General features: G+C 56.8%; 11 protein-coding genes. 5 read left to right on the forward strand and 6 right to left on the reverse strand.

Annotated elements, in window-relative coordinates; all coding sequences use genetic code 11:
- The 3 genes from ABSB80_RS08545 to ABSB80_RS08555 form a co-directional block, all read left to right on the forward strand.
- The coding region (locus ABSB80_RS08545; protein WP_428370085.1) for a hypothetical protein at positions 1 to 208 on the forward strand (208 nt) is incomplete at its 5' end.
- Between the two features lie 70 nt (positions 209 to 278).
- Complete coding sequence (locus ABSB80_RS08550; RefSeq protein WP_428370087.1) at positions 279 to 1,370, forward strand: hypothetical protein; 1,092 nt, start codon at positions 279 to 281, stop codon at positions 1,368 to 1,370.
- 55 nt (positions 1,371 to 1,425) lie between these two features.
- Entirely contained in the window at positions 1,426 to 1,650 is a 225-nt protein-coding gene (locus tag ABSB80_RS08555; protein ID WP_428370089.1) for a hypothetical protein, read from the forward strand.
- 18 nt (positions 1,651 to 1,668) lie between these two features.
- Here ABSB80_RS08555 and bcaP read toward each other — a convergent pair whose 3' ends face one another.
- The 3 genes from bcaP to nudC form a co-directional block, all read right to left on the reverse strand.
- Positions 1,669 to 3,126, reverse strand: a complete 1,458-nt coding sequence (bcaP, locus tag ABSB80_RS08560; RefSeq protein WP_428370090.1) for a branched-chain amino acid transporter BcaP — start codon at positions 3,124 to 3,126, stop codon at positions 1,669 to 1,671.
- 430 nt (positions 3,127 to 3,556) lie between these two features.
- The gene (locus tag ABSB80_RS08565) at positions 3,557 to 6,502 is read right to left on the reverse strand and encodes a response regulator (protein ID WP_428370092.1); all 2,946 of its coding nucleotides are present in this window, start codon (positions 6,500 to 6,502) and stop codon (positions 3,557 to 3,559) included.
- A gap of 170 nt (positions 6,503 to 6,672) precedes the next feature.
- Positions 6,673 to 7,530, reverse strand: a complete 858-nt coding sequence (nudC, locus tag ABSB80_RS08570) for an NAD(+) diphosphatase (RefSeq protein WP_428370094.1) — start codon at positions 7,528 to 7,530, stop codon at positions 6,673 to 6,675.
- 110 nt (positions 7,531 to 7,640) lie between these two features.
- Between nudC and ABSB80_RS08575 the strand changes: the two genes are divergently transcribed.
- Positions 7,641 to 7,772: a hypothetical protein gene (locus ABSB80_RS08575; protein WP_428370096.1), complete on the forward strand. Its 132-nt coding sequence runs from the start codon at positions 7,641 to 7,643 to the stop codon at positions 7,770 to 7,772.
- Positions 7,773 to 7,960: 188 nt separating this feature from the next.
- Positions 7,961 to 8,911: an HPr kinase/phosphorylase gene (locus ABSB80_RS08580; RefSeq protein ID WP_428370098.1), complete on the forward strand. Its 951-nt coding sequence runs from the start codon at positions 7,961 to 7,963 to the stop codon at positions 8,909 to 8,911.
- A gap of 463 nt (positions 8,912 to 9,374) precedes the next feature.
- On the opposite strand, the gene ABSB80_RS08585 is transcribed toward ABSB80_RS08580, so the two are convergent.
- The 3 genes from ABSB80_RS08585 to ABSB80_RS08595 form a co-directional block, all read right to left on the reverse strand.
- Complete coding sequence (locus ABSB80_RS08585; protein ID WP_428370100.1) at positions 9,375 to 10,067, reverse strand: molybdopterin-dependent oxidoreductase; 693 nt, start codon at positions 10,065 to 10,067, stop codon at positions 9,375 to 9,377.
- 92 nt (positions 10,068 to 10,159) lie between these two features.
- Positions 10,160 to 12,754 (reverse strand): magnesium-translocating P-type ATPase, encoded by a 2,595-nt coding sequence (gene mgtA, locus ABSB80_RS08590; RefSeq protein WP_428370102.1) that lies wholly within the window; start codon positions 12,752 to 12,754, stop codon positions 10,160 to 10,162.
- Between the two features lie 132 nt (positions 12,755 to 12,886).
- Positions 12,887 to 13,366, reverse strand: a complete 480-nt coding sequence (locus tag ABSB80_RS08595) for a redoxin domain-containing protein (RefSeq protein ID WP_428370104.1) — start codon at positions 13,364 to 13,366, stop codon at positions 12,887 to 12,889.
- Between the last annotated feature and the right edge of the window lie 31 nt (positions 13,367 to 13,397).

The following is a 13,397-nucleotide window of genomic DNA, read 5'->3' on the forward strand; positions in this document are numbered from 1 at the left end:
CGGACGATTTCTTAATTGTCTCCTTATCGTTACTGAACATAACAAAATAAGGAGACACCGTACCTTGGATCTTGTGGTCGAGCACGGTTCTTTTCTCTCGATGAAAACATTTCTACAGAGCAGAAAAATAGGGTTTCAACAAAGCCGAATTTTCAAATCCGGCAGCCGGACCGGCATTCCCGGACACCCGGAAGGAACCCGTCCGTGACCGGATGAACAACCGTTACGAATCATTCAATACCATTGTGGAAGAACTCTGATCATCGATCGGAGCAGGAATGGCGCACGTGCTGGTATCGCCTCTGAACTGGGGCCTGGGTCACGCGACCCGGGACATCCCCGTCATCCACAGCCTCCTCCGGCACAACCACGACGTGACCATCGCGGCCTGCGGAAATGCCCGGGCCGTACTGGAGAAGGAGTTCCCGGACCTTGCGGTGATCGAGTTCCCTGACTACCCGGTCCCCTACAGTTCGAGCAGGTTTTTTCTCCCGAAATTCTTCGCTTCTTTCCCCCTGATGCTGAAGGCGATCTCCGATGAGCGGAAAAACCTCGTAAAGATTCTGGAGAAGGACCGCTATGACCTCATCATCAGCGACAACCGCCTGGGTGTCTATTCTCCGGAGATTCCATCGGTCTTCATAACCCACCAGCTCCACTACCACCTCCCCCTCGCCTTCTGGCCGGTCGAGCTCCTCGCAGTCGAAGCAAACGGTTACCACCACGAGAAGTTCCGGCACATCATTGTCCCCGACAGCCCGCCGGGCCCTGCGGCACTTGCGGGAAAACTGTCCCGCCCCGGTACAGAAGCAACGATCGGGAGGGCCTACTTTGCCGGTATCCTCACCGGCATGCACCGGCAGGAACTGCCGACGGACCTGGACTACCTGGTGCTGATATCCGGGCCGGAGCCCCAGAGGCAGCGGCTCGAGGAGATCCTCATGCCGCAGATAAACGACCTCCCAGGAAAACGGGTGGTGCTTCTAGGCAGCCCGAGGAACACCCGGGAACGTGAGCAGTCCGGTGACTGTACCATAATCAGCTACGCATCTACCGGAGAGAAGGAGTCCCTCATGAACCGGGCACGCACGATCATCTGCCGGTCCGGGTACACTTCCATGATGGAGATTGCGGAACTGGACAAAAAGCGGGCCCTCCTGATCCCGACACCGGGCCAGACCGAACAGGAATACCTCTCATCCTATTATGAGAAGAACGGCTGGTTCCATTCCGTAAGCCAGTACCACCTCCGGCTTGCTGAAGATATCAGTGTCACACGGAACTACAACGGGTTTCCTGCCATTCCCGGCACCCGTGAGAATGTCGAACGGCTGTATGACGACATCCTGGCACAGTATCTCGGGCGGTGACTTTCGTGATCGTGCTCCGTTTTCCCGGTCATCAGGCACGAAGGGGGGCGAGTCATTGACTTCAGATGATCTCATCCTCATGGGAACAGCAGGCATCATCGGCCTTGTTTTCGTTGTGGCTGTATTCGTCTATTTCGCCGTGAACGTTGTGCTTCTGGAGGCACACGCAGTCGTGACCGGGGATTACGGGTTTGTCATACTGAGCTTTGCGGCACTCCTTGGTGCCGGTGCAGCCTACTGGGGGACCGGCCTCTGGCTTCAGAAGACCGGCCGGATCTGATCACTTTTGCGCGGGCCGTCAATGGTTGCCCGGCGGGGCCCAGCACTCGAGTCCTGTGGTATCATCATTGATCCGGCTGTGGTGCATGCTGTACAGGAAATAGATGACGAGCCCGATGGCCAGCCAGATGATGAACCTCAGGTGGGTCACGGTCGGGAGCATGAAGATCAGGGCGCTACAGGAGACGATGCAGAGCGCGGGTACGAGCGGTACGAACGGGCAACGGAACGGCCGCTCGAGATCCGGCTTCGTCCTGCGCAGGACGATGACCCCGAGGGAGACGATGATGAACGCAGCGAGCGTCCCGATATTCACGAGTTCCGCGATAGTCTGGAGCGGGAGGAGGCTTGCGAGGAGTGCGGTCACGACCCCGACAAGCAGCGTCACTTTGACCGGCGTCCGGTACACCGGGTGGAGTTCCCGGAAGACCGCGGGGAGGAGACCGTCCCGCGACATGGCAAAGAAGATCCGTGTCTGGCCGAAGAGCAGAACGATGAGGACTGAGGTGATCCCGCAGATTGCGCCGACAGAGACGAGGGCCGAGCCCCAGGAGATGCCGATCTCCCCAAGGGCAAACGCCACAGGGGCGGCGGTATTTTTGAAAAGACTGTAGGGGACTATCCCGGTGAGGACCGTTGTGACGGCGATATAGAGGATAGTCGATACGACAAGCGATCCGATGATCCCGATGGGGAGAGTCCTCTGAGGGTCTTTGACTTCCTCCGCTGCCGTCGAGACCGCGTCGAACCCGATATAGGCAAAAAAAACGATCGCCGCCCCGGTGAGGACCCCGGACCACCCGAAGGGCATGAACGGGGTCCAGTTTGCGGGATTGATGTGCGAGAAGGCGAGGAAGAGGAAGAGCAGGATGACCGTGACTTTGATCAGCACGATTACCGTGTTGACCCGGGCGCTCTCCTTCACGCCGAGGATCAGGAGTCCGGTAACGACGAAGATGATCAGGATTGCCGGGAGGTTGACGATCCCGCCATCCAGTCCCGGGGGGTTGATAAGCGGGGCGGGAAGAGTGATACCGGCCCCGGCAAGGAGGCTGGTCATATACCCCGACCACCCGACCGCCACCGCTGCTATCGAGACCGAGTACTCGAGGATGAGGTCCCATCCGATGATCCATGCCCAGACCTCCCCGAGCGAGGCATACCCGTACGTATAGGCGCTCCCGGCAACTGGCACCATCGCGGCAAATTCCGCATAGCTCAGCGCTGCAAAGGCGCATACGGTCCCGGAGATGATGAACGAGACCACCAGGGCCGGCCCGGAATAATCTGCTGCAACGATGCCGGTGATGACAAAAATGCCCGTCCCGATGATCGCCCCGATGCCAAGAAGGGTGAGCTCGAACGGCGAAAGCACTTTCTTCAGCCCATGCACCCCGCCGGTGCATTCCATCAGTTTGCTGACAGGTTTGGTCTGGAAGATGGAACGGTACCGGTCACGGAATGATCGGGGGGGCATGGGCAGTCACCAATACTACTCCTCCGGCATTTTTAAACATGGCGGGATTTGAACAGGTCCCGCTCTCCGGAGGGCCGGGGGCCGGGAAATTTTGGCGTCATGCCAAACTTTATTCAGTCCCGCCCCAGGGGAACTGGATGGAGAGATCGGATGGCCTTGAGTTCTCACGCCGGATCGCGGACCGTATCTGCCCTGTCTGGGATGGGCTCCGTCTTGCTGAGGGGCCACCTGCAAAAATCGGTTATGTACCTCCCCCTAGTGCGGGGATCAGCCGCAGAGGGCACCATCTGTCATGCCTAATCCAATCCTTTTTTTGACCCGGACTACCGTGGCCTGTACCAAACGGGAAACTGAAGGCACAGGGAAAATGTACAGGTAATAAACGAGCCGGAAAAGGGGATACCGGGAGGGCAACTGCAGCAAAGGGGGGTCAGGTTAAATGGTAGCCGAGCGTCTGCACAAGGACCATCATCTCCCTGACCTGCTCGTCCTGCCTGCGTGTCAGTTTCCTGCCTTTCTGGATCAGCCGTCCCATCCTGACGATCTGCATGCGCTGCTCCTGCGAGAGTGCACCGGAATGGTGCGCCCATTTGAGGAGGTCCAGCCATTGTGCACGGTTGAACGCTATACCGCTCTGGTTTGCCGGGCCGGGGATTTCATCAGGTGTACCAGAGATCTCTTCTATCCCTGCCTCCTCTTCTCTCCTCTCCACCCCGCCCTCAGGAGATTTGCCCTCTTCAGGCTCCGGTTCGGCACTTCCCGGATCTTCCTGGATATCCTTGGGCAAGTTCTCATCTTCAAAGCCTGCGGACGGCTCGCTGACGATAGTGACTGACGGGAGCGGGTCTGTCTCTTTTTCCCGGGGCTCATCCTCCTCGAAAAGGTCTTCGACGCCGGTTATGCGTGGAGGCGGACTCCCGGGGGTCTGTGACGGGAGTGGTAGCGAAAGCGCTTTTGAAACAGCCCTGACTTCCACCGGCAGGTCCTGTTCCCTGATGATGACCGCACGTTTTTTTGTTTGTTCCGGTTCCGGCTCCTCTGCCCGGTGCAGCTCCTCTTCGAGCCGTACTTTCTTTTCCGTGGCAACAACGAGCCGCTCCTGATCGTTCATGTGGTCTTCCCACTCGTCCGCGAGCGCTGTTCTTGCCTGGTCGATCTCGTCCAAGAGGCCGGAGGCCTTCTCTTCGATGAGCTGCTTCTCTTTCGTAAGACCGGTTACCTGGTCTTCCAGCACCCGCTGCCGCGCAAGGGCTGATTCAAGGTCTGAAGTCAGGTTCCGGATCGATGCAGTCCGCTCTTCATCGGCTGCAGATCGCTCGTTCTCAGTCAGGGAAATGTTCCGGGCAAACTGCTCCTGCTCCATCTCGGCTGAATGTTTCTGCGCTTCCATGGCCTGGCGCAGCGTGCGCTCTTCCTCAAGCTCGTGTTTCAGCAGGGCAAGCTCTTCCGCGGATTTCCGGAGGTCATGCAGGAACTGTTCCCGCACCTGGCTGACGACCACCAGTTTTTCGTCCGTTGCATGGTGCAACCTCCTCTCATTCCCGAGTGCTGCTTTGACCTGCTCCAGTTCATCTGATAGTGTCCGCACCTGCTGGGCAGCCTGCGCATGATCTGACGACAGCGTGCGCACTTCGGACTCGAGCTCCCGGATCCGTGTGGCACCGGCCTCAAGCCTGCATTCAAGGGTCTCCCGCAGCTCCGAGGCGGACTGGATCTCCCCTTTCGCCTGAACCAGGCCGTTTTTATGTGAATCGAGGTCGGTCTTTAACTCATCGTGCGCGGCACGAAGTGTCCGGAGCGCGGCATCCCGCTCGCCGATCATCGAGGTTAAACGCTCCTCCGCTGAGCGGTGCGCTTCCTTCTCCTCAGCAAGTGCGGCCCGGGCCGCTTCGAGTTCCCGCGTGAGTGCCTGGAGATCGGCGCCGATCCTGTCCCGTTCCACCCGGGTCTGGTTCAGTTCCAGTTCAAGGGGCGGGATGCGGCGCTCTTTCTCCTCGAACTGGGCAACAGTCATCCCGTATTTTACCCGGAGGTCGCAGAGCTCCTGACTGATACTGTCTGCACGGTCACGGAGCGCAGATTCCGTTTTTTCCTTCTCCGTTCTGATAGTGTTCAGATCCCTTTCAAGAGCGGTGATCTGGTTCTTTGCTGACTCGAGTTCCCCGGTATTCCGGACAAGGGTTTGAGCCTGCTCTTTTGAGGTATCCCTGAGTTCGTTGATGATCCGGGTAAGATCCTGTTCGGAATCCGTCTTTGCCTGGAGAACCTCCCTGACCTCCTCTGCTGCGGCCTGCGCCCGGTTCTTCTCTGCAGCAAGGGAGACTTTCATCTGTTCATGTTCGAGAGTAAGGGCACGGAGGGACTTTTCCGCTTGTTCCCTGTGCGCCGTTATCTCATCGAGATCCTGTACGGTCGCCTCACACTGCGTCGTCTTCTCTTCGAGGGCCCGGACGGCTTTCTCAAGTTCCGTTTTTGTGGAGGTAAGTGCTTCAGAAAGGGAACTGACCTGACGGTTCAGTCCGTCGATCTCAGATCGGTGAACTTCAGCGGCTGCATCATTTTCCCTTGCCATCTGCAGGATGCGCTCTTCTGCAGTGGCAAGGAGCGCTTTGCTCCCTTCCAGTTCCCTGCTGAGCTGCTCATTTGCATCCGACAACCGTGAGACGTTATGTTCCCGGTCAGAAAGTTTTTCTTCAAGTTCCCTGAGGGTCTGATCTTTTTTGAGCAGGGCTGCGTTTACGGTCTCGATGACCCGGGCCTGTTCTCCGACTACCGATTCGTAATTTCTGAGGGACCGCGTGATCTCCGCTATCTCTTCTCTTGCCCGGGAGAGATTGCCGGAAATATTGACGGCAATTTCGAAGGATGAGAGGAGGAACTCGAGCAGTTTGCGGCGGTCGGCAGTGACCACATAGACCTTGTCGTCATGCTGGATCCTGAACTGGGTCTTGATCTGCTCCGGCATCGTCCGCTCGACAGGAGTGGAGAGCATACCTTCGATGAGCGAGATAAGGTAGGGCGGGTCGAACGGGTGCGCGATGAAGTTGTCTGCGTTACAGTCCAGGACGTTCAGAAGGTCGGACAGGCTGGAAGCGGCCGTGACGACGAGGACCGGGATCATCCAGTGCCGGTCATCGGCCTTGATCTGCCTGCAGACGTCATACGCCTCCTGCGGGAGGGATACCGTATCGCAGATCAGGAGATTGGGCCTTCCATGCCGCAAGGAGTCCTGGATCTGGGTGCTGTCGGTAAAAAGGGTGATATGGTAACCCTTTTTTTTCAGGATCTCGTTTTGTAAAAGAGGTTCTTTCTCACCTTTACTCAGCACGAAAATATCAACGGTATTTTCGTCTTCATCGGACGGGGGGTCGCTCATCACAATCTCTCACACTATAGGACTGGCACGATCGTTGCCTATTTATAATGTTTTATATACTGTATAATAGCATTTCTGGTCGAAATGAAGTTACCGGTGCCTTGGCGGCCCCAGACACCAAAGAAAACAATAAATCCGTGAAGAAAAATTTGCCGCCCGGCACGCGACCCTCAGCGGGAGTCCGGCCGGGTCCCGTTCTCCACCCACCAGTCGATGAGTGACCGGGCGATACTGAGTTTGGGGGGAACTGACGGGAGATTGTCCCTCCGGAACCAGCCCGCAGAAACGACCTCGGTCCCGTCAGGTTCAATCCCGCCGCCATCATAGTCGGCAACAAACGCGATCATGAGCGAGTTCGGGAACGGCCACGGTTCGCTTCCGGCATAGCTGACATTGGTTATCCTGATACCGGTCTCTTCCATGACCTCGCGATGGACCGCGTGCACGAGATCCTCGCCGGGCTCTACGAAGCCTGCAACAAGACTGTGCCTTCCCGCAGGCGCCTGTTTTGATTGTACCATAAGGACGGAATCGGCATTTCTGACGAGGACGATGATCGCTGGGGAGAGCCGGGGGTATTCGGTGTGCCCGCATGCAGGGCACCTCTTTGCGCGTTCGGTCCGGAGCTGCCGCATCCCTTCCCCGCACACCCCGCAAAACCGTGTCGTGCGGTCAAAACCGATGATCTGGACGGCGAGCCCGGCAAGGGCAAGTTCTTCGTCCGGTATGGTTCCCGACAGTTCACGTACACCGGAATATACCATACTTCCGGGAAGTGGGGCCGCACCGGGTATTTCCGCCGCATACACAGGAGTGCTGCCGAGGTGTCCAAGGTACTGGCTGCGGTTAACGGCCATTCCTGAAGATGCCGGATGGCGGTCCAGCAGGATTGTGGGAGCAGGGCTGGTCGTGACAACGACGCCCATGTCCCGTACCACCACCCAGCGGGCACCCGGGGCGGGGACCTCCTCCGGCTCGGGATAGTTTCTGGAAAGTGAGTCCGTCGAGAATCTGGGAATATGCTTCATACCCGGGACACCCGTTGCGTTGTACCAGATTGGAGACAGGATTAAAAAAGCATGAGTGCGTGCCGGTTCAGTACAGAACGTTTATGGCGGTTCTGAAATAAGATCAGGTCATGCAGAGAGAGGACCTGGCCCGTGCAGCCATATACGTGGTAATCGGAATGTTCATCGGGCTCTCCATCGGCTGGTATATCTGGCACAGTGCAGGGTCAGGTACCTGTCCCGTACCGGTCAATACCGTGTAACGATCCTCAGTTCCCACGATGTCCTGGACATCAGGTCCGGAGACAAGTACCCCGAACAGAAGTGATAAGTGGCCTGAGAAGATACGGATATCATACTACCATCGCGGATTCCCGGCGGCAAGACCGGCATGATCCGGAAGAGCAGGTCTTCGGGAAGAAGCGATCATTGCCTGCGGGGGCTTCCTGCCATGTACACGGTTTCTGCCATATCCATCGAAGAGAAAGGACGCCTGATGGAGCGGTACCTCCCGCAGGTCAGGTACGAGATCAAATCGGAGATTTACGGGTGCTGCATCAAGCTCCTCTGCGATGACCACATCCTGAAGGACACCTGGGAGGATAACTTTTATTCGATGTCGCAGAATGTCCGGTCCCACGGCAGGCTCTTTATCTTCAGCGACCCGTCTTACCCGCCGGACAGCGTGCTGTATGACCCGGCCTCCAAGACCGCATTCCTCCTGAATTTCAAGTATTACGGCTGGATCAAATCCCTCGCCCTCAGCCTTGCCGGGGACATCCTCGAGGACGAACACAACATCTATTCGATCCACGGTGCCTGCATCGATGTCGACGGAAAAGGCATCTGCATCGTTGGCGGTCCCGGTGCAGGGAAGACCACGCAGACCTACGGCCTCCTCAGGGACCCCAGCACGCGCATCGTCTCGGACGACTGGTTCTTCGCGCGGGTATACGGGCCAGATGTCCTCGTGTACGGCTCGGAAAAAAATTTTTACATCCAGCAGGATCTCGAGACCATATGGAAAGGGTTCAGGGGACTTGTCGAGAAAGGGGACTATGATGCCGATGGCCGTGCGGTAGCCGATGTCCGCTGGGTGATAGGGAAAGGGAGGATCCTTCCCATGACAACCCTGAAGATCATCATCGTCCTCAGGAGGGCCCCGGCGGACGAGAACGTGGTCCAGACACTCGACCCCGAGACCGGGCTGAAATTTTTCGCTGAAAATAATTATTTCAACCCCCACCTCCTCGTCAGGAACCCGTCAAAAACGATCATCCGCAACCAGTACGTCGCGGACCTCCTGGACCGGACGACTGTCTACCTGGTGAACACTGCCGGAACCCCGGCAGAAACCCAGAAGTGGATCCGTTCCCTTGTCGGGGTCTCGCAAGCGGTGTAACGGGCAGGAATGGGGGGTGTTTCACGATCCGATTTGATCTGATATCACCCAGCCGGTAATAGCGGTAAGAATTTTAATCGGGTGTACGCAGAAAATATCCAGACGTTTCCTGTGAAGATCACCTTATTCAGATTTGATGAGGAGTTGGGACCTCTTTATTCCAGGTACGATGACCGCCGCCGCCCCCGACGGGGCGCCCCCGCGGCGGTTCAACCTCCTTGCCCCGCCGTGCTCGAAGTTCTTGCGAAATTCTCTCACTTCGTGGTTTTGACAAACCACTCATTCCTCGGAGAGGCCCTGAGGCGGGGAACCATCGCAGATTTGACGATTTTACGATCTTCATAGTTCCGAAGTGAGCTCTATCGGTTCATGTCTGCCTCTCCCCATTTTTGCGGAAAGATCGTGAAATAAGGTCGAAAAAGGGGGAGGGACACGGGACCACCCACCTTCCCTCCCACAGGGGTCAGTCACCGGAAAAACTTTCATTGAGGTCACCGGAATTCGAGTACCCCCGCTGTTCCCAGTACCCGCGGTAGTCCGGGTTATCGGTCAGCTCGATCTTCTCGATCCACTTGATCCACTTGTACCCCCATTTGTCTTCAGCCACCAGCTCGAAGGGATAACCCCGTTCTGCCGGGAGCGTGACATTGTTCATCCGGTAGGCCATGATGATATCGCGGTTCATGATATAGTCGAGCGGAAAAGAGGTCGTATACCCGTCATATGCCGTGAAGACAATGGTATTTGCGCCCGGGCGGACTCCGGCATCCCGGATAAGGTCCCGTACCTGCACGCCTTCCCAGAGAATGGTTGCGTCCCAGCCCTCGACACAGTGGAGGGTGACCACCTTGGTGTAGTGGGGATATTTCCCGAGGATGTCAGCGTAGGTGTAGACGAGTGTCGTGTTTGTCAGGCCGGTAACCGTCAGGCGATAATCGGTGATGTTGATATACTGGGGACCCTTGATGGAATTTTCATGGAAATCATTGATCGATGAGAGGTCCTGCCCCTGGTATGACCGCACCTCCACCGCCGGCAGGGTTGCCGCTCCACCCGTGTCCTCCCTCAGGCTGTTCTGCCCGGTAATAATAATAACAGCGGCCAGTGCAGCAACAATCAGGATGATTACGAGGATTAAGCCAGTTTTCCGGTTCATCGAAAGATTACTGTCCACAGAATATTATCAACTATCGCATCGTGGCAGTGAGGAGAAGGTACCTGGACCGGTGAACGTCCATGCAGAACAATTCACGGGCCCGAAGGGTTCCGGATCTTCTGCTCAGGAACAGGTGAGTAATGCCGGTAGAACCAGATCTTTACCAGTTCGACAATGGCCAGGTACCCGATGATCAGGCCGCCCAGTACCGCGAAGAACACGAGCGGCGGCCGGACAAAACCGAATAAGCTTCCGATGACCGTGAAGGGCAGGACGCACGCCAGGAGCACGATAAGTATCGTGCTTGCGAAGAGGGCCCTGCTCGGCCTGCTCGTATAGAACGGGACGACCCGCGTCCTGATGACAAAGATCACCAGGGTCTGGGTACAGATCGATTCAATGAACCAGGCAGTCTGGAAAAGCGATGCGTCGGCCTGGAAAACAACAAGGAGGATGAAGAACGTGATAAAATCAAAGATCGAACTGATGGGGCCGAATACCATGATGAATTTCCTGATGAACCCGATGTCCCATTTCTTTGGCGTGCTGGCATAGGATGCATCGACGTTGTCGGTCGGGATCGTAGCCTCTGACACATCGTACAGGAGGTTATTGAGCAGGATCTGAACGGGGAGCATCGGGAGGAAGGGCAGGAACAGGGACGCACCTGCGACAGAGAACATGTTCCCGAAATTGGAACTCGTGCCCATCAGGATATATTTCATCGTGTTCCCGAACGTCTTCCTGCCCTCAAGCACCCCGTCATTGAGGATACGGAGATCGTTCTTTACCAGGATGATATCGGCAGATTCCTTGGCGATATCCACAGCGTTCTCAACGGATATGCCGACATCCGCCTCCCGGATTGACGGGGCGTCGTTGATGCCATCGCCCATGAACCCGACGACATGGCCGTTCTGCCTGAGGGCCTTCATGACCCGGTTCTTCTGTGCGGGTGTCAGCCTTGAGAATATCGTGACCTTCTCCACCACCCGCGAGAGGGTCTGTATATCCATAGTCTCGATCTCGGAACCGGTGAGGGCGCCCTTGATCCCGATACCGATGAGTTCGCAGGTCTTCCGGGTGACCAGCTCATTGTCCCCGGTAAGGATCTTCAGCTCAACGCCGGAACGGGCAAGGAGCTGCACGGACTCCCCCGCACTTTCCTTGGGTGGATCGATGAACGTGATCAGGCCGACCAGGACCATCTCTTTTTCGTCATTTACGGAGAACTCCTTCTGGTCAGCACCAACCGTCCGGTAGGAGACTGCCAGTGTCCGGAACCCTTCCGCGCTCTGGGCATCGTAGATCGCATTGATCTTCTCCCTGCCGGCATCGGTCAGGGGTTCGACTTTTCCCCCGCGGTCGACAAAAGAGCAGACGCGCAGGATCTCTTCCGGTGCGCCTTTCGAGACGATGACTGTATCGGACTTCCGGGAAACGATGACGGAGACCCGCTTGCGGATAAAATCAAAGGGGATCTCGTCTATCTTGCGGTAGTCGTCGATATCGATGTGACGGAACCGGACAACCGCATCGTCCAGGGGACTTTTGAGCCCGGAATTGAAGTAACTGTTGACATAGGAGAACAGCAGGACATTCTCGCTGTCATTTCCCTCGGTATCCAAGTGCCGTACCATCACGATCTGGTTCTGGGTGAGGGTCCCGGTCTTGTCGGTACAGAGGATGTCCATGCTCCCGAAATTCTGGATGGACTCCGGGTGTTTGACGATCGCGCCCTTTTCGGACATGGCCAGCGCGCCTTTCGACAGGTTGAGGGAGAGTATCATGGGGAGCAGTTCCGGTGTCATCCCAACGGCAAGCGCGACAGAAAACAACAGGGATTCCAGGACCCCGTGCCGGAACATGGCATTGATAAAAAAGACGATGATGACGAGGAAAAAGACAAACTGTGACATCAGGAAGCTGAACTGTTTCAGCCCCCGCTCGAACTCGGTCTCCGGCGGACGCTCCACGAGGGTCTTGGCCACTTTGCCAAACTCGGTGGAAGCACCGGTCCTGGTAATAATGGCTGTTGCAGTGCCGCTGACAACCGAAGTTCCGAGAAAGATGTAATTGCCTGCCTCGGCGAGAGGCTTGCCGGGATCTGCCAGGCCGGCATTTTTTGCCACCGGGAACGGCTCACCGGTCAGTGCTGACTGGTTGACATAAAAGTCCCGTGATGCCAGGACCCGGGCATCAGCTGGGACAATATCGCCTGCGGCAAGATGCACGATATCTCCCGGCACAAGATCGGTGATCGGAAGTTCTTCCTGTTTCCCGTCTCGTACAACAGAAGCCTTCGTGAGTATCTTCTGCCTGAGCAGTTCCGCCGCATTTTCAGCCTTGTATTCCTGGAAAAAGTCCAGGGTTACACTTGCAATGACGATGATAAAAATAATGGCAGCATCGGTGATATCCCCGACAAATACGGATATCGTGGCGGCAAAGAGGAGGATGATAACGAGGAGGTTCTTGAAATGTTCAAGGAACTGGAGAACCACCGGCCTTCTCCTGATATGCGATATGTCATTCGGGCCGGAACGTTCCCGGTGGGCCGCCGCCTGCCCGGTCGAGAGGCCGGTCGCAGATGAATCGAGGGCCGGAAACAGGTCCTGTTCCGGTATGAGATGGAACTGCACCCCCGGACCGGGTTCTTTTTCCTGCACCGGTGCTGTCAATGGCATCCTTCTCCTGTCACCATTTCTTACAGGACAAAAGGTGTGGTGTTGGAGGTAAAGAGCACTTCGATCTGCAAAAAGGACTGCTGCGTCCCGGGCTGTTGCCAGGAGGCAACGTTACCAGACCGGGTAAGAGCATTACTTTTTCCCCAGCCTTTCGATGACCCCGATGACTTCGATGATATCGGGGACCATGTGGAGGGGGTATACCTTGACGAACACGACATTCAGGTGTTCGTCGACTATGACATTTGCCCGCTCGGAAAAGCCGTTGGCTTCCCGGAAAAGTCCGTACTGGGCGGCAACGTTCCCGTGCGGCCAGAAATCGCAGAGAAGCGGGGTATGGGCGATGCCGAGCGTCCCGGCCCAGGCCTTCTTGCAGGGGACCGAGTCCACACTGAGACCGACCGCATCGGTGTTGAGCTGGTCGAACCGCTCCCTGTTCTCCTCAAGGGACTTCATCTGGGCGGCGCAGACAGGAGTCCACGCGAGCGGGTGGAAGGAGAGGAGAACCCTCCGGCCCATATGCTCGTACAGGCCAAACGTCTTGTCCTCGTGATCTTTCAGCGAGAAGTTTTTCGCCTTTTCCCCGGGTTGGATTATCGGTACCTGGTTCATACGATCATCCTCAGACAGCACACCTTGCTTT

This window comes from Methanoregula sp. (assembly GCF_050010295.1).
Lineage (GTDB): Archaea > Halobacteriota > Methanomicrobia > Methanomicrobiales > Methanospirillaceae > Methanoregula.

Excerpts from the sequence above, each read along its gene's own strand:
- ABSB80_RS08550 (WP_428370087.1), top strand. The coding sequence starts at position 279 with ATGGCGCACGTGCTGGTATCGCCTCTGAACTGGGGCCTGGGTCACGCG.
- bcaP (WP_428370090.1), bottom strand. The coding sequence starts at position 3,126 with ATGCCCCCCCGATCATTCCGTGACCGGTACCGTTCCATCTTCCAGACC.
- ABSB80_RS08565 (WP_428370092.1), bottom strand. The coding sequence starts at position 6,502 with ATGAGCGACCCCCCGTCCGATGAAGACGAAAATACCGTTGATATTTTC.
- nudC (WP_428370094.1), bottom strand. The coding sequence starts at position 7,530 with ATGAAGCATATTCCCAGATTCTCGACGGACTCACTTTCCAGAAACTAT.
- ABSB80_RS08575 (WP_428370096.1), top strand. The coding sequence starts at position 7,641 with ATGCAGAGAGAGGACCTGGCCCGTGCAGCCATATACGTGGTAATCGGA.
- ABSB80_RS08580 (WP_428370098.1), top strand. The coding sequence starts at position 7,961 with ATGTACACGGTTTCTGCCATATCCATCGAAGAGAAAGGACGCCTGATG.
- ABSB80_RS08585 (WP_428370100.1), bottom strand. The coding sequence starts at position 10,067 with ATGAACCGGAAAACTGGCTTAATCCTCGTAATCATCCTGATTGTTGCT.
- mgtA (WP_428370102.1), bottom strand. The coding sequence starts at position 12,754 with ATGCCATTGACAGCACCGGTGCAGGAAAAAGAACCCGGTCCGGGGGTG.
- ABSB80_RS08595 (WP_428370104.1), bottom strand. The coding sequence starts at position 13,366 with ATGAACCAGGTACCGATAATCCAACCCGGGGAAAAGGCGAAAAACTTC.